Raw genomic sequence first — 14,911 nt, 5'->3', positions numbered from 1 at the left:
ACCCCCAGCCACCCACCCCGACGCGGCACGCGCCGCCCACCCACAGACACCCACCGACGGCACGCGCCCCCGCCCGAGCGGCCGACGAACCGCAACCACGACGGGTTTCCGGGGGAGCCCCGCCCGCGCAGGGATCAAGCCTGACCGCCCGGAGCGGGCGGGGCTCCCCCGGAAACCCCACCAGCGGACCCCCCGGAACCCACCGACCCACGAGCAACCAAAAACGGGACGACGCAAGATCGGCGCGACTGACACCATTGGGCGCGTGCTGCTCACCCTGACCACCACGCACCGCCCGGCCACCGACCTCGGACACCTGCTGATCAAGCACCCCGACCGCGCGCACGCCTTCGACGTGCCGGTCGGCACCGCGCACGTGTTCTACCCGGAGGCGGACGAGCAGCGTTGCACCGCCGCCCTGCTGCTCGACGTCGACCCGCTGCGGCTGGCCGGCGCGCGCGGCCGTGGCCGGCAGCAGGCGCCGACCCCGGACAGCTTCACCCTCGGGCGGTACGTCAACGACCGGCCCTACGCGGCGTCCAGCCTGCTCTCCTCCGCGCTGTCCAAGGTGTACCGCTCGGCCCTGCGCGGCGAGTCCCGCGAGCGCCCCGAGCTGGCCCGTACGCCGATCCCGCTGGAGGTGCGGGTGCCGGTGCTGCGCTGCCGGGGCGGCGCGGACGTGGCGGTCCGGATGTTCGGCCCGCTCGGCTGGGCGGTGACCGCCGCCCCGATCCCGCTCGACGAGCGGCACCCGGAGTGGGGCGACAGCCGGTACGTCGACCTGACGCTGACCGGCACGCTGCGCGTCGCCGACGCACTCAACCACCTCTACGTCCTGCTGCCGGTGCTGGACGACGCCAAGCACTACTGGGTCGCCCCGGACGAGGTCGACAAGCTGCTGCGGGCCGGCGCGGGCTGGCTGGCCGACCACCCGGAACGCGACATGATCACCCGCCGCTACCTGGCGCACCGGCGGGCGCTGGCCGGGTTGGCCCTGGCCCGCCTGGCCGAGCGACGCCCGACCGACGAGCCGGCCGCCGACGAGGCGACTGCGGACGAGGCGACCGGGGACGGCACGACCACGGACGGGGCGACCGGGGAGGGCGGGCGGGTCTCGGCCCGCCGGGCGTCACTGGCCGCGCGCCGGCGTGAGGCGGTGCTCGGCGCGCTGGCCGGTGCGGGTGCGAACCGGGTGCTGGATCTCGGCTGCGGCGGCGGTGCCCTGCTCGCCGCGCTGGTCGGCGACCGCCGGTTCACCGAGATCGTGGGCACCGACGTGTCCACGCACGCGCTGACCCTGGCCGCCCGGCGGCTGCGGCTGGACCGGCTGCCCGAGCGGCAGCGGGACCGCATCCGGCTCTGGCAGTCCGCGCTGACCTACCGGGACGACCGGCTGCGCGGGTACGACGCGGCGGTCCTGATGGAGGTGATCGAGCACGTCGATCCGCCCCGGCTGCCGGCGCTGGAGGACGCCGTGCTCGGTCACGCCAACCCGGCGACCGTCGTGGTGACCACGCCGAACGCCGAGTACAACGTCCGCTACGAGGGGCTGCCCGCCGGGCGGTTCCGGCACGCCGACCACCGCTTCGAGTGGACCCGCGCGGAGTTCGCCGCCTGGGTCGACCGGGTGTCCACCACGTACGGCTACACCGCCGCGATCGGCGGGGTCGGCGACGACGATCCCGAGGTCGGCGCCCCCACCCAGCTCGTCGTGCTGACCCGGAAGGAGAACCCGTGACCACCCTCGACATCCCCGAGCTGGCCCTGGTCGCACTCGTCGGCGTCTCCGGCTCCGGCAAGTCCACCTTCGCCCGCCGGCACTTCGCGCCCAGCCAGGTGCTCTCCTCGGACACGTTCCGGGCGATGGTCGCCGACGACGAGAACGACCAGTCCGCCTCCGCCGACGCCTTCGACGCGCTGCACCACGTCGCCGCCACGCGGCTGCGCCGGGGCCGGCTCACGGTGGTCGACGCGACCAACCTCCAGCCGCACGCCCGGGCGGGCCTGGTGCGGGTGGCCCGCGAGCACGACGTGCTGCCGGTGGCCGTCGTGCTGGACGTGCCCGAGGCGCTGGCGTGGGAACGCACCGAGGGCCGCGCCGACCGCACCTTCAACCGGCACGTGCTCGCCCGGATGCAGCGCGACCTGCGCCGCTCGTACAAGCTGCTGGCCCGGGAGGGCTTCCGCAAGGTGCACGTGCTGCGGGGCGTCGAGGAGATCGACGCCGCCGAGATCCGCTACGAGAAGCTGTTCAACGACCGGCGCGAGCTGACCGGGCCGTTCGACATCGTCGGGGACGTGCACGGCTGCCGCGCCGAGCTGGAGGCGCTGCTCGTCCGGCTCGGCTGGGAGCTGCGCCGCGACGAGCGGGGCAGGCCGGTGGACGCGACGCACCCGTCGGGGCGTACCGCCGTCTTCGTCGGTGACCTGGTGGACCGCGGCCCGGACTCCCCCGGCGTGCTCCGCTTGGTGATGGGCATGGTCGCCGCCGGGCACGCGATCTGCGTGCCCGGCAACCACGAGCAGAAGCTGCTGCGCCGGCTGCGCGGCCGCGAGGTGCGGCTCACCCACGGGCTGGCCGAGACGATGGAGCAGCTGGCGGCGGAGCCGGACGCCTTCGTGGCCGAGGTGGCGGGCTTCATCGACGGCCTGACCAGCCACTTCGTGCTCGACAGCGGCCGGCTGGTGGTCGCGCACGCCGGGCTGAAGGAGGCGTACCAGGGCCGCGCGTCGGGCCGGGTGCGTTCCTTCGCGCTGTACGGCGAGACCACCGGCGAGACCGACGAGTACGGGATGCCGGTGCGTTACCCGTGGGCGCGGGAGTACCGGGGTTCGGCGATGGTGGTCTACGGGCACACACCGGCCGCCGTCCCGGAGTGGGTGAACAACACCATCTGCGTCGACACCGGCTGCGTCTTCGGCGGCCGGCTCACCGCGCTGCGCTACCCGGAGAAGGAACTGGTCTCCGTGCCGGCGGAGCGGGAGTGGTACGCGCCGACCCGCCCGCTGGCCGCCGCGCCGGCCCGACCCGACCAGGTGCTGGAGCTGACCGACGTGACCGGCCGGCGGCACGTCGAGCACCCGTACGGGTCGCTGACCGTGCCGGCGGAGAACGCGGCCGCCGCGCTGGAGGTGATGAGCCGCTTCGCGGTCGACCCGCGCTGGCTGGCCTGGCTGCCGCCGACGATGGCGCCCTGCTCGACGGCGACGGCGGGCGGCTTCCTGGAGCACCCGGCGCAGGCGTTCGCCGACTACCGCGCGGCGGGCGTGGACCGGGTGGTCTGCGAGGAGAAGCACATGGGCTCGCGGGCCGTGGTGCTGGTCTGCCGGGAGCCCGACGGCGGGCCCTTCGGTCCTGGCGGCGGGGTGGTGCACACCCGCACCGGCCGCCCGTTCTTCGGCGCGCCGCTCGACACCGAGCTGCTCGACCGGGTGCGCGCGGCGGTCGGCGCGGCGGGGCTGTGGGACGAGCTGGGGACGGACTGGCTGCTGCTCGACTGCGAGCTGCTGCCCTGGTCGGCGAAGGCGGGCGGCCTGATCCGCGAGCAGTACGCCGGGGTCGGTGCCGCCGGCCGGGCCGCCCTGCCGGCGGCGCTGGCCGCGCTGGAGGCGGCGGCTGGGCGAGGGCTGCCCGTGGGTGAGCTGCGTGACCGGATGGCCCGTCGCCGCGACGAGATCATGGCCTACTCGGACGCCTACCGGGCGTACGTGGGGCCGACCGACGGGCTGCGCGGGGTGACCCTGGCCCCGTTCGCGGTGCTGGCCGGCGCGAAGGCCAGCTACGCCGACCGGGACCACGGCTGGCACCTCGGGCTGGCCGACCGGCTCTGCGCCGCCGACCCGGAGTTCTTCACGCCGACGCGCCGCCAGGTCGTCGACCTGGCCGATCCGGCCGCCGAGGCGGCGGCCACCGAGTGGTGGCTGGCGCTGACGGCGGCCGGCGGCGAGGGCATGGTGGTGAAGCCGTACGCCGGCCCGGCCGCCCGCACCGAGCGGGGTTCGCTGCTCCAGCCGGGCATCAAGTGCCGGGGCCGGGAGTACCTGCGGATCATCTACGGTCCCGGCTACGACGAGCCGGAGCAGTTGGCCGCGCTGCGCCGCCGGTCGCTGGGGCGCAAGCGGGGGCTGGCGCTGCGCGAGCACGGGCTGGGGCTGGCGGCGCTGGACGCGCTGGTCGCCGGTGCTCCGCTGTGGCGCCGGCACGAGCTGGTCTTCGCGATCCTGGCCTGCGAGTCCGAGCCGGTCGACCCCCGGCTGTGACGAGGCGTGACGGGTGACGGCGGTCGACGGCGGCCGTCACCCGTGACCGCCGGTCCGCGGCTGTCGGTGACCGCGGGTATGGTCGCCGGCCATGACGTACGAGGCGTTCTACGAGCCGGCCGGCGGTGGTCGGTTCGGGTCGACGCCGGCGACCGCCGGCCCGTGGGATCCGGCCGCCCAGCACGCCGGCCCGCCGTCGGCCCTGCTCGCCCGGGCGCTCGCCGGTCACGACCCGGTCGACGGCCAGCTCCTCACCCGCGTGTCGGTGGACATCCTGCGTCCGGTGCCGGTGGCGGAGTTGACGCTGCGGGTCCGTACGGTCCGGGCCGGCCGCCGGATCACGCTGGTGGAGGGGATCGCGGAGGCCGGCGGGCAGGAGGTGCTGCACGCCCGGGGCTGGCGCGTCCTGGCCCCGGCCGAGGCGACACCCGCGACGGCCGACGACGGGCCGCCGGTGCCGGGGCCGGACGCGGGCGCCGAGCCGGAGCACTGGGCCGCCGCGCACTCCGCCGGCTACCTGTCGGCCATGCAGTGGCGTTTCGTCTCCGGCGCGTTCGTCGAGCCGGGCCCGGCCCGGGTGTGGGTACGGCCCCGGATCCCGTTGCTGCCCGGCGAGCCCGTCCGCCCGGCGGAGCTGGCGCTGCTGGTGGCGGACTCGGGCAGCGGGGTGAGTGCCCGCCTGGACCTGGCCCGGTGGCTGTTCGTGAACGTCGACCTGACGGTGACCCTGCACCGGCCGCCGCGCGGCGAGTGGCTCCTGCTCGACTCGGCCACCACGATCGGGCCGCACGGTTCGGGCGTGGCGGCGAGCCGACTGGCCGACGCCGACGGCACCGTGGGTGGTGCCGTGCAGACGCTCGTCGTCGCACCCCGCTGAGGCGGCGCGGCGGGCGGGGGCCGGTGCCGGATGTGCCTGCCCGACCGGGCTGGCACCGCCTCGCGCGCTGTGACGTCGAGCACCGGGCCGGCCGGCGGCCACCTAGACTACGGACGTTCCGTCACCGACCGGCATACATCGGAGGTCACCTCGTGCCGACGCCCACCACCACCCTGGCCCTGGGGCCGAGCTGGCTCGATCCAGAGGTGTTGATCTCGACGTTCGGGCTGATCGGCATCCTGGTGATCGTCTTCGCCGAGTCCGGCCTGCTGATCGGGTTCTTCCTGCCGGGCGACTCGCTGCTGTTCACCGCGGGGCTGCTCACTGCGGACGGGAAGTACATCACCTACCCGCTGTGGCTGGTCTGCCTGCTCATCACCATCGCGGCGATCGCCGGCGACCAGGTCGGGTACGCGTTCGGCCGCAAGGTCGGCCCGGCGCTGTTCCGCCGGCCGAACTCGAAGCTGTTCAAGCAGGAGAACGTGCTCAAGGCGCACGAGTTCTTCGAGAAGTACGGCGCGCGCTCCATCGTGCTGGCCCGCTTCGTGCCGATCGTGCGGACGTTCACGCCGATCGTGGCCGGGGTCAGCCGGATGAACTACCGCACGTTCGTGATCTACAACGTGATCGGCGGCGTGCTCTGGGGCACGGGCGTGACCGTGCTCGGCTACTTCCTCGGCCAGATCCCGTTCGTCAAGGCGAACATCGAGATGATCCTGATCGCCATCGTGTTGATCTCGGTGGTCCCGATCGCCGTCGAGCTGCTGCGGGCGCGGATGGCCGCCAAGCGTGGCACCAGCGCGCAGGAACGGGCCGCCGCCGAGGAGGCGATCCGGGAGACCCGCGAGCACTACGGCAAGCACTGACCGACCGGCCGTCCGGTGCCGCCCCCGGTGGGGGATGGCACCGGACGATCGGTGAAGGTCAGCGCGCCTTCTTGGTGGCGCGCTTGCGCGGCGGGGTCAGCAGATCAGCGATCGTGGCGATCGCCGACGGCACCAGCCGGTAGTACGCCCAGACACCGCGCTTCTCCCGCTCCAGCAAGCCGGCCTCGGTGAGGATACGCAGGTGGTGACTGACCGTCGGCTGCGAGAGGCCGAGGGGTGCGGTCAGATCGCACACGCACGCCTCCCCCTCGGGCGCCGACTGGATCAGGCTGAGCAGCCGAAGTCGAGCAGGGTCGGCGAGGGCCTTGAGGACCCCCGCCAGACGCTCGGCATCGGCACGTTCGATCGGCTCGCCGGCAAGCGGCGAGATCTGAGGCATAGTCATTTCGGCCAACGCAGTTCCCACGTATTCCATCCTTCCACCAGCAGCATCGATCCGCCTGCATATCGGCGGATCCGAATCGGCAGACTTTTACGCCACAAGGCCGAGGTCAGCCAACGTATAGGCCGCTCGATACGGCAATCCGGCGGCTCGCACCGCGTCGCCGGCGCCTCGATCAACAATAACCGCCACACCCACGATCTCGGCCCCGACCTCGCGAAGGGCCTCGACCGCCGTCAACACACTTCCCCCGGTAGTGGAAGTGTCCTCCACCGCCAACACCCGCCGGCCGGCCACGTCCGGCCCTTCGATCCGACGCTGGAGACCGTGCGTCTTACCCGCCTTGCGGACCACGAACGCGTCCACCGGACGGTCGGTCCCGGACGCGGCGTGCACCATCGACAGCGCCACCGGGTCGGCACCCAGGGTCAGCCCGCCCACCGCGTCGTACTCCCAGTCGGCCGTCAGGTCACGCATCACGCGCCCCACCAACGGAGCGGCCTCGTGATGGAGCGTGACGCGACGTAGATCGACGTACCAGTCGGCCTCGCGGCCTGAGGAGAGCACCACCCGGCCGTGGACCACCGCCAGGTCAGTGATGAATTTACGCAGGTCGTCGTGGTCCCCCATGCCGATAGAGGGTACTGCTCAAGTCTGGGAGTCGTGTGCGGGGTCCACCGGGATCAGCCCTGGGGACGACCGACGGGTGGCGATGGCCGGCTACGCTGAGCGACCGTTCAGCCGGACATATCGGACGATCGACGGAGGTCGACGGGGCAAGCCCGCCCCGACCCGCCGCTCAGCCGCCGTCGCGGCCGATCCGGCCCCGGGTGTCCCGGGACACCGCCTCCAGCAGCCGCCGGGGCGCGTGCCGCAGCCCCGCCACGGCGAGCTTGTACTTCCACGCGGGAACGCTGACCAGCTTGCCTTTCCGCAGGTCACGCAGGGCTTCGTCGACCACGTCGTCGGCCCGCAGCCACATCCACTCCGGCGTCTTCGACATGTTGATGCCGGCGCGCTCGTGGAACTCCGTACGCGTGTAGCCGGGGCAGAGCGCCATCACGCGCACGTCGAAGGGCCGGGCGGACTGGCCGACGGACTCGCTGAAGTTGGTGACCCACGCCTTGCTGGCGGAGTATGTCGAACCCGGCATGACCGCGCCGAACCCCGCCACCGAAGAGACATTTATCACTGCCCCACGGCGCCGCTCGGTCATCGGACGCAGGGCCGCGAGGGTCAGCCGCATCACGGCGTGCACGTTGAGCCGCAGCAGCCGCGCCTCGTCCTCAGCGGACGAACGCAGGAACGGGGTGTTCAGGCTGATCCCGGCGTTGTTGACCAGCAACTCGATCGGCGACCCCTCGGCCAGCCGCCGCTCCACCGTCGCGCAACCGTCGTCGGTGGACAGGTCGGCCGGGATCGTCTCGACCTCCCGGCCGTGCCGCCCGGTCAGCTCGGCGGCCGTCGCCGCCAGCCGGTTCGCGTCCCGGGCCACCAGCACCAGGTGCCAACCGTCGGCGGCCAGCCGGCGGGCGAACGCGGCACCGATGCCGGCGGTCGCTCCGGTGATCAGGGCCCGCCGCTCGTTGGCCGACTGGTCGAGCGTCACGGGCGGTCCTCACTCGGCGGGTACGGGGGCGCGGGCGGCGCCCCGGGCGGCTGGTGCGGGGGCTGGACGGGTGGCGGCGCGGGCGACGCCGGAGGGTGGTGCGGGGCGGACGACGCGGGCCGCGGACGGAACCAGGCGCCCGCCGCCGGCAGTGCCAGCAGCACGGCTACCACAAGGTAACCGAGCACCTGGCCGACGGAAAGCCCCGCGCCCAGCGGAATCCACCAGGACGGGTAGGCGTCGGCGAGGAGGCCGAGGAGTTCCGCCGTCGGCCGCTCGTCCTCGCCCGACCCGAGCGGAGTGGCGCGCTGCCCGACCAGCAGCGCGAGCCCGCAGCACCCGGCGATCAGCCCCAGCCCCGAGACCACCCAGGTCGCGGTGCGGGCGCCGTCCCGGCCGGCCCGCAGGCCGAGGGCGAGACCGGCGAGGAGCAGCCCCGCGAGCAGGCTCACCACCGCCGTCAGCACGGTGGAGACGCTCAGCAGGGTGACCGTCCCGTCGATCTGGTCCGGGAGTGCCGAGGTGTCCGTCGCGGCGGCGCGGAACCGGTCGACGGTGCCGCCCCGGATCGCCACACCGGCGGCGGCGTACGCGAGGGCGGCGACCGCCATCAGCGCCAGCAGCGCCACGGCCGCCGTGACGACGGCCGGGCGGCGGGCCGGTGCCCGATCGGGGTGCGACACGACGAGTCCCTCCGGTAGGCGTCGGGTTGCAACCTACTCGGAGGGACTGTCGGCGTCGCTGTTATCGACCCGTCAACTCACCGGCGGCGGGGTCGGTCCGGGACGGTCCGACCCGGGCTGCTCGCCACCCGGGTTCGACCCCGGCTGGCCCGGCTGGTCCCCGCCGTACGGCGTGGACGGCGGTTGGTCACCCGGAGCCGGCGGGTAGCCCGGCTGGTCGGAGGCCTGCGGCTGGCCCGGCGTCGGCGGGTACCCCGGCGTGGGCGGGTAGCCGGGCTGGCCGGACTGCGGGTAACCGGGCTGGCCACCGGACTGCGGGTAGGCCGCACCCGGGACCGGCGGCTCCCAGCCCTGCTTCGGCTTGCGGAAGAACTCGTTGGCCTTCGGCAGCGCCAGCAGGATCAGCGCGGCGAGCAGCGCGAGCAGCCCGAGCACGCTGAGCAGCGTGGTGACCGGGGTGAACCAGCCGGGCAGCGCCTCGTCGAGGCGGCGCTGGATCTCCTCCGGGCTCGGCGCGTCGCCGGTCGTCTGACCGGTGCCGATGCCGCCGCCCACTCCGCTGACCAGTCCGCCACCCATGCAGCAGACCATGATGCCGCCGAGCACCCAGGTGGTGATCCGCGATCCGTTGCTGCCCTTGTTGTTGAACACCCCGAGCACGGCCAGCACGACCGCGAGCAGGAGCACGAAGACGGCGCCACCGATGGTGATCATCGTGGTGATGTCGGCCAGGTTCTGCGTGCCGTTGGCGTCGGTGCCCCTGTACGCCTCGTCGAGCACCTCCGAGATGGTGCCGACGGTGGAGAGCGTGATGATGAGGCCGATCAGCTGGGTGAGCGCGAACAGCCACAGCAGATACGTGGATATGGTCACCACACCCGGCCGGGTGCGGGCCGGCGTGTTGTGGGAATCGACCATGATTCTCCTTCCCTAGATCGCGGTCACACCGTATCCAGGTCGAGCCAGTCCGGCACGTCAGACGGGCATTGACCCGCCGGGACGGCGGCGATCGCGGGCCACGGGCGGCACCTCAGTAGCCGCGCCACTCCGCGCGGGCGTACTCCAGCACGTGGGGCTGGAGCAGGGTGGAGGCCGGCACGTCCACCCGGCCCCGGTCGGCGGGGAAGGACCCGGCGGCGGAGAGCGTCGCCGCGTCGAGGAAGCGCAGCGCGGGCGCGTCCGGCGGCAGGGCCAGGGCGGGCGCGGTCGGGCCGGGGGCCGCCAGCAGGAAACCCCAGTCGCCGAAGGACGGCACGTCCACGTGGTACGGCGTGGTGGCGAAGCCCGCCTCGCGCAGCGACGCCTCGATCGACCAGTACGACCGGGGCGCGAAGTACGGCGAGCCGGACTGCACCACCAGCCGCCCGCCCTCGGCGAGCACCGCCCGTACCAGCGCGTAGAACTCGACCGTGTAGAGCTTGGCGGTGGCCGTCTCGTCGGGGTCGGGCAGGTCCGCCACCACCGCGTCGAACCGTTCGGGGGCGGTACGCAGCCAGGCGAACGCGTCGGCGTGCACCACCCGGACCCGGGGGTCGTCGAGCGCCCCGCCGTTGAGCCGGCGCAGCTGCGGCTCGCTGCGGGCCAGCGCCACCACCGCCGGGTCCAGGTCCACCACCGTGATCCGCCGGACGTCGGGATAGCGCAGCAGCTCGCGTACGGCGAGACCGTCCCCGGCGCCCAGCACCAGCACCTCGCCGCGCGGGCCGTTCAGCACCGGATGCACCAGCGCCTCGTGGTAGCGGTACTCGTCGACCGAACTGAACTGGAGGTCGCCGTTGAGGAAGAGCCGCAGGTCGGTGCCGGCGCGGCCGGTCTCGGCGACCGAGCGGGTCAGCACGATCTCCTGGTAGCGGCTGCGCTCGGAGTGCACCACCGGATCCCGGTAGAGCTGCTGGCGGGCGGTCAGCTCGAAGTCGTGCGCGGTCACCCACGCGTACCCGAGGCTGAGGAAGACCACGACGCTGCCGGCGCCGAGCGCGACGCGCGCCCGGCGGCTCAGCTCCCGCCGGAAGACCGTGCAGACCAGTGCGAGCCCGGCGACGGCGTTCACCGCCCCGACCACCAGCGCGCCCTTGAGCAGGCCGAAGACCGGCAGCAGCAGGAACGGGAAGGCCAGCCCGCCGAGCAGCGCGCCGACGTAGTCGGCGGCGAACAGGTCCGCCACCGCGCTGCCGGCCGCCTGCTCCCGGATGCGTTGCAGCAGCACCATCAGCAGCGGGATCTCCGCGCCGATCAGCAGGCCGAGCACGAAGGCGGTGGCGACCAGCGCCGGGCCGTAGAGGTCCAGCCACGCGAAGGCCGCGTAGAGGCCGAGCACGGAGAGGCCACCGAGCAGGGCCAGGGCCAGCTCGATCGCGGCGAACGCGGGAGCGGACCGGGGCTGCAGGGGCTTGGCGGCGAGCGCGCCCACGCCCATCGCGAACACCATCACGCCGAGCACGATCGACGCCTGCCCGACCGTGTCCCCGATCAGGTAGCTGCCCAGGGCGACGAGGGCCAGCTCGTAGACCAGGCCGCAGGCGGCACAGACGAAGACCGCGACGAGCACCGCCGCGCGGGACAGCCGCCACCGCGCGGGCGGTGCCGGCGCGTCGACGGTCACCGGCCCTCCGGCGTACGCCTGGGGTCCCGCGCGGCGGCCTGCCGGGCGACCCTGAAGTCCCGCATCCCGGCCCCCGCCTGTGCCTGCCGCTGGGCCTCCTCGCGGCGTTGCCGGCCGCGCTGCCAGAAGCCGGCGGCGAACAGCAGCGCGGTGAACAGCAGCAGGCCGACCGCGGCGAGCAGGTAGCCCCAGCGGTCACGCCAGAGGTCGCTACCGGCGTCCGGCAGCGGTGGCGCGTCGGCCGTCGCAGCCGCCGGGGTCGCAGCCGGCTCCACCAGGCCCGCCTCGGCGGCGAGCAACGGCAGCGAGACGGCGGCCCGGGTGACCGCCCAGCCGGGCTCGTCGACGAAGGCGTCCTCGGTCAGCCCGAGCCGTTCCAGCCCGCTCTCCATCCGCAGCTGGGCGGTGGCGGAGACGTCGTCGGAGGCTTCCACCGTGATGCGGGCGAAGTCGTTGCTCTCGCTGCTCTCCGAGGTGTACGCGACCTGGGCGACCACCTGCACCCAGCGCGGGCAGGCCGCGTTCTCCTCGACCGCCACCCCCTCGCCGAGGTTCGAGCCGACGCTGAGGTCCGTGTACTCGTAGAAGTCCCGCAGCACCCAGCCGTAGCAGATGCCCTGGCTGGCGCTGGAGCGTTGCAGGATCGGCACGGTGTCGCCGCGTTCCTGCGAGGTCGGCGGCAGCACGTCGTCCCCGCCGCCGCTGCGGTTGACCACGCCGATGCCCACGCAGCACAGGACGGCCACCCCGACGACCACCCAGACGATCCAGGTGCCCTGGTTCGCCTTCGCGACCGCCGCCTGCTGCCCGCCGGGCTTCTTCGCCGTCGCCATCAACTGATCGCGGCGGCGATGATCGCGCCGGTGGCGAGGTGCACGACGGCGGAGACCCAGACCGCCGGGTGCGGCTGCTGGTCGACCAGGATCTCGCCGAGCTTGCCCGGCGTGGCGACGTCGAGCAGCACGAAGGCCGCCGCCATGATCACCAGGCCGAGGATCCCGTACGCGGACGCGCCCACGATGCCGAGCGCGAAGTCGTCGTCGCTGGCGGCGATCGCGGCGACCACGATGATGCCGACGCCGGCCAGGTTGGAGGCGAGCAGCAGCGCCGCGTTGCGGTTGCGCTCGGTCCAGATCAGCTGGTTGAGCTTGCCGGGGGTGGCGAGGTCCACCAGGACGTAGCCGATGCCCATCAGCAGGACACCGACCGCCCCGTAGGCGAGGGTGACCAGCAGATCGGTGACGAGGGTCTGCACAGGAGGCTCCAGGGTGAGGGGGTCGGTGCGGTCACTTGCCGCTGCCGGGGCCGCCGCCCCGGACGGTGCTGCCACGGCCCCAGCCCCAGTGGGAGCCGACCGTGGAGTGGTAGCGGGGATAGGCGGTGCTCATGCGCTCCAGCAGGATCACCGAGCCGGCGGCGATCGGCAGGATCACCACCGAGTCGTCGTCGTAGCGCAGGTAGACGCCGCTGCCGTCGACGTACTGGTCGGCGGGCTGCCACGCGTCGGTGACCTCCTTCGCCACCTGGCTCGGCGAACGGGGCGAGGTGTAGGCGACGGCGTTGCGGCCGATGTCCCGGCTCGCCGCCCGCTTGTACTTGTCCTCGACGTAGCCGCGCGGCGAGAAGCTGCCGTAGAAGATCGCGAAGGCGGCGACCAGGGCGCCGATGACGGCGAACGCCACCCCCACCACGAACCAGCGTCGGTACGTCATCGCAGTGCCACCACCGTCTCGGTCAGGACCAGCTCGTTGGTCTGGGGATACGCGTGCCAGGTGCGCCAGGCGAGGGTGCCGGCCGGCGGGTCGGGGCGGACCGCCAGCGCGGTCACCGCGTCGACGTCACCGGGGAACACGCCCACCAGCGCGTACGGGTCGTCGGCCAGGTCGGCGCGGAGGGCGGCGACCTGCTCGCTCAGCCCGGCGCCGGCGGGGCGCAGCACGGTCGCCGTGAAGTGGTAGCCGCTCGCCTCGTCCCGTACCGCACCGGGCAGCTCCGGCGGGCGGCCGGGCAGGCAGGCGACCGTCTCGGTCAGCGCGGCGCCGGGCGCGTGCAGGACCACCTGGTGCGAGGCGCCGAGCAGCCGCAGCCGCAGCCGGACGCCGTCGGGCAGGTCGAGGTCGAGCACGTGCAGCGCGGGCCGCTCGACGTCGTCGAGCGCCAGGCTGAGGTCGGCGGCACTGGTGTCGACGTACGGGGCGTCGAGGGTGACGAGCATCAGCCCACCTCGGACTGCGGATAGATCATCACGTCGCCGCGGTGCAGCAGCTCACCGAGCGCCACCTCCCAGCCCGCCTCGCCGTACGCCTCGAAGGAGAGCCGGGCGCCGCCGGGCGCCTGGTAGTCGTGGTAGCGCATCGTGCCGGTCGGGTCGAGCCCGGTGTTGCCGACGGCGGTGAAGCGGGCCTGGCCGGACTCGTTCCAGTTGTAACGGCGGCCGGCGAAGTCGATGGTCGGGGCGCCGGGGGTGACGGTGGCGCCCTGCTCGGCTCCCCAGAGCACCAGTTCCAGCTCCGGGTCCTCCTCGACGGAGAGCCAGCGCCGCACGCCGCCGGCGTCGTCGAGCAGGTGCTCGGCCCAGCTCCAGCCGCCCTCGACCAGGCGGATCGAGCCGCGCACCGCGTACGACACGCCCCGGATCTCGACGATGTCGCCGGGCTTCAGCCGGCGCGGGTCACCGCGCAGCGCGTCGGCGTCCCGGTCCCGCAGCGGGTCACCCGGCCCCTTGGCCCGTCGTTGCGGGCGGGAACGCGTCCGGTTCCAGGCGACCGCGGCCACCACCAGGCCCGCCACTCCGACCAGACAACCCATCGCCGCGAGCACGTACGCGAGCGTTCCGCTCAACCCGACCACCTCCCCAGGTACGTCGGCGCAGACGGTAACAACCCCGCGCACCTGGGGAAAATGCCTGGTCGGGGAGTGAGAGGCCGGTTACCCCACGTGCCCGGCGACTGCCCTCCCCCGGGCCCGCTCTTCGAGCCTCTACGGCCCGTCGGGGCGGTCCGTGGCGTACTCGCGCAGGGTGGTGCGGCCCATGACGCAGCCCGTGAAGGTGCCGAACTCGGCCGGGTCGTCGCGCAACGCCGTCCAGGCGGCGCGCCCGGCGGTCGGGTCCACGCTCTCCAGCAGCGTGGCGGCGTAGACGCGCCCCGCCGGGGTGCCCTCGGCGAGCAGCCGGTCGAGCTGTCCCCGCAGATCCTCGGGATCGTCGCCCAGCGCGGCCTCGACCCGCCGGTACGCCTCGGTCACCGGCAGCAGCGTCCCGGCGATCCCCACCCCGCCGAACGCCACCGTCTCGGCCCGCCGAAGCTCGTCGAAGGCCGCCTCGACCTCCCGATCCTTATTCCGCCCCATCCCGAACATCCTCCACCCCTCCCCCTACCGCCTCCCCACCCCCTTCCCCACCCACCCCCGCCCCACCCCGTTGATCATGAAGTTGTTGCCCGCCGAATCGGCGTGTCGCGACAACAACTTCATGATCAACGCGACGGTGAAGGGGTGGGGGGTGGGGGGGTGGGGGGTGTCCCTATGGGTTTCGTCAAGCGGGGACCGGGCTGGTGGGGCGTGGCTGGTAGGGGATCTTGTCGCGGAGCATGGCGTATAGGACGTCGCAG

16 protein-coding genes are annotated in these 14,911 nt (G+C 73.7%); 4 read left to right on the top strand and 12 right to left on the bottom strand.

Annotated features, from left to right (window positions below; genetic code table 11):
- Nucleotides 1-265: 265 nt before the first annotated feature.
- The 4 genes from ABZ573_RS00080 to ABZ573_RS00065 all read left to right on the top strand — a co-directional run bounded on the left by ABZ573_RS00080 (nucleotide 266) and on the right by ABZ573_RS00065 (nucleotide 6,003).
- A complete protein-coding gene (locus tag ABZ573_RS00080; protein ID WP_358114156.1) occupies nucleotides 266-1,738 on the top strand; it encodes a 3' terminal RNA ribose 2'-O-methyltransferase Hen1 in 1,473 nt (490 codons plus the stop codon).
- The gene (locus ABZ573_RS00075; RefSeq protein ID WP_358114153.1) at nucleotides 1,735-4,260 is read left to right on the top strand and encodes a polynucleotide kinase-phosphatase; all 2,526 of its coding nucleotides are present in this window, start codon (nucleotides 1,735-1,737) and stop codon (nucleotides 4,258-4,260) included. The genes ABZ573_RS00080 and ABZ573_RS00075 overlap by 4 nt, the downstream gene beginning before the upstream one ends.
- A gap of 91 nt (nucleotides 4,261-4,351) precedes the next feature.
- The gene (locus ABZ573_RS00070) at nucleotides 4,352-5,137 is read left to right on the top strand and encodes a thioesterase family protein (RefSeq protein ID WP_358114150.1); all 786 of its coding nucleotides are present in this window, start codon (nucleotides 4,352-4,354) and stop codon (nucleotides 5,135-5,137) included.
- Between the two features lie 152 nt (nucleotides 5,138-5,289).
- Complete coding sequence (locus ABZ573_RS00065) at nucleotides 5,290-6,003, top strand: VTT domain-containing protein (protein ID WP_151457172.1); 714 nt, start codon at nucleotides 5,290-5,292, stop codon at nucleotides 6,001-6,003.
- Between the two features lie 58 nt (nucleotides 6,004-6,061).
- Here the strand turns inward: ABZ573_RS00065 and ABZ573_RS00060 are convergent, their stop codons facing one another.
- The 12 genes from ABZ573_RS00060 to ABZ573_RS00005 all read right to left on the bottom strand — a co-directional run bounded on the left by ABZ573_RS00060 (nucleotide 6,062) and on the right by ABZ573_RS00005 (nucleotide 14,651).
- Nucleotides 6,062-6,439, bottom strand: coding sequence for a metalloregulator ArsR/SmtB family transcription factor (locus tag ABZ573_RS00060; RefSeq protein ID WP_007454255.1), 378 nt, complete (start codon nucleotides 6,437-6,439; stop codon nucleotides 6,062-6,064).
- A 57-nt stretch (nucleotides 6,440-6,496) separates the two neighbouring features.
- A complete protein-coding gene (gene pyrE / locus ABZ573_RS00055) occupies nucleotides 6,497-7,036 on the bottom strand; it encodes an orotate phosphoribosyltransferase (RefSeq protein ID WP_151457173.1) in 540 nt (179 codons plus the stop codon).
- Nucleotides 7,037-7,205: 169 nt separating this feature from the next.
- Entirely contained in the window at nucleotides 7,206-8,015 is an 810-nt protein-coding gene (locus ABZ573_RS00050) for an SDR family oxidoreductase (protein ID WP_358114146.1), read from the bottom strand.
- A complete protein-coding gene (locus ABZ573_RS00045) occupies nucleotides 8,012-8,698 on the bottom strand; it encodes a hypothetical protein (RefSeq protein ID WP_358114143.1) in 687 nt (228 codons plus the stop codon). Before ABZ573_RS00045 ends, ABZ573_RS00050 begins: the two co-directional genes overlap by 4 nt.
- Before the next feature lie 72 nt (nucleotides 8,699-8,770).
- Complete coding sequence (locus ABZ573_RS00040) at nucleotides 8,771-9,616, bottom strand: hypothetical protein (RefSeq protein ID WP_327030129.1); 846 nt, start codon at nucleotides 9,614-9,616, stop codon at nucleotides 8,771-8,773.
- Between the two features lie 112 nt (nucleotides 9,617-9,728).
- A complete protein-coding gene (locus ABZ573_RS00035; RefSeq protein ID WP_327030128.1) occupies nucleotides 9,729-11,300 on the bottom strand; it encodes a polyamine aminopropyltransferase in 1,572 nt (523 codons plus the stop codon).
- Nucleotides 11,297-12,133 carry a hypothetical protein gene (locus ABZ573_RS00030; protein ID WP_327030127.1) on the bottom strand — a complete coding sequence of 279 codons (837 nt, stop codon included), beginning with the start codon at nucleotides 12,131-12,133 and terminating at the stop codon, nucleotides 11,297-11,299. The genes ABZ573_RS00035 and ABZ573_RS00030 overlap by 4 nt, the downstream gene beginning before the upstream one ends.
- The gene (locus ABZ573_RS00025) at nucleotides 12,133-12,555 is read right to left on the bottom strand and encodes a DUF350 domain-containing protein (protein WP_101413564.1); all 423 of its coding nucleotides are present in this window, start codon (nucleotides 12,553-12,555) and stop codon (nucleotides 12,133-12,135) included. Before ABZ573_RS00025 ends, ABZ573_RS00030 begins: the two co-directional genes overlap by 1 nt.
- Before the next feature lie 31 nt (nucleotides 12,556-12,586).
- Nucleotides 12,587-13,012, bottom strand: a complete 426-nt coding sequence (locus ABZ573_RS00020; RefSeq protein WP_151457283.1) for a DUF4247 domain-containing protein — start codon at nucleotides 13,010-13,012, stop codon at nucleotides 12,587-12,589.
- A complete protein-coding gene (locus tag ABZ573_RS00015; RefSeq protein ID WP_327030126.1) occupies nucleotides 13,009-13,515 on the bottom strand; it encodes a DUF2617 family protein in 507 nt (168 codons plus the stop codon). The genes ABZ573_RS00020 and ABZ573_RS00015 overlap by 4 nt, the downstream gene beginning before the upstream one ends.
- Nucleotides 13,515-14,141, bottom strand: coding sequence for a DUF4178 domain-containing protein (locus ABZ573_RS00010; protein WP_327030125.1), 627 nt, complete (start codon nucleotides 14,139-14,141; stop codon nucleotides 13,515-13,517). Before ABZ573_RS00010 ends, ABZ573_RS00015 begins: the two co-directional genes overlap by 1 nt.
- 138 nt (nucleotides 14,142-14,279) lie before the next feature.
- The gene (locus ABZ573_RS00005) at nucleotides 14,280-14,651 is read right to left on the bottom strand and encodes a hypothetical protein (protein WP_327030124.1); all 372 of its coding nucleotides are present in this window, start codon (nucleotides 14,649-14,651) and stop codon (nucleotides 14,280-14,282) included.
- Between the last annotated feature and the right edge of the window lie 260 nt (nucleotides 14,652-14,911).

The organism is Micromonospora sp. NPDC007220 (assembly GCF_040634035.1).
GTDB lineage: Bacteria > Actinomycetota > Actinomycetes > Mycobacteriales > Micromonosporaceae > Micromonospora > Micromonospora reichwaldensis.
The sequence above is the reverse complement of the archived record's forward strand: the minus strand, read 5'-3'. Positions and strand labels throughout refer to the sequence as shown.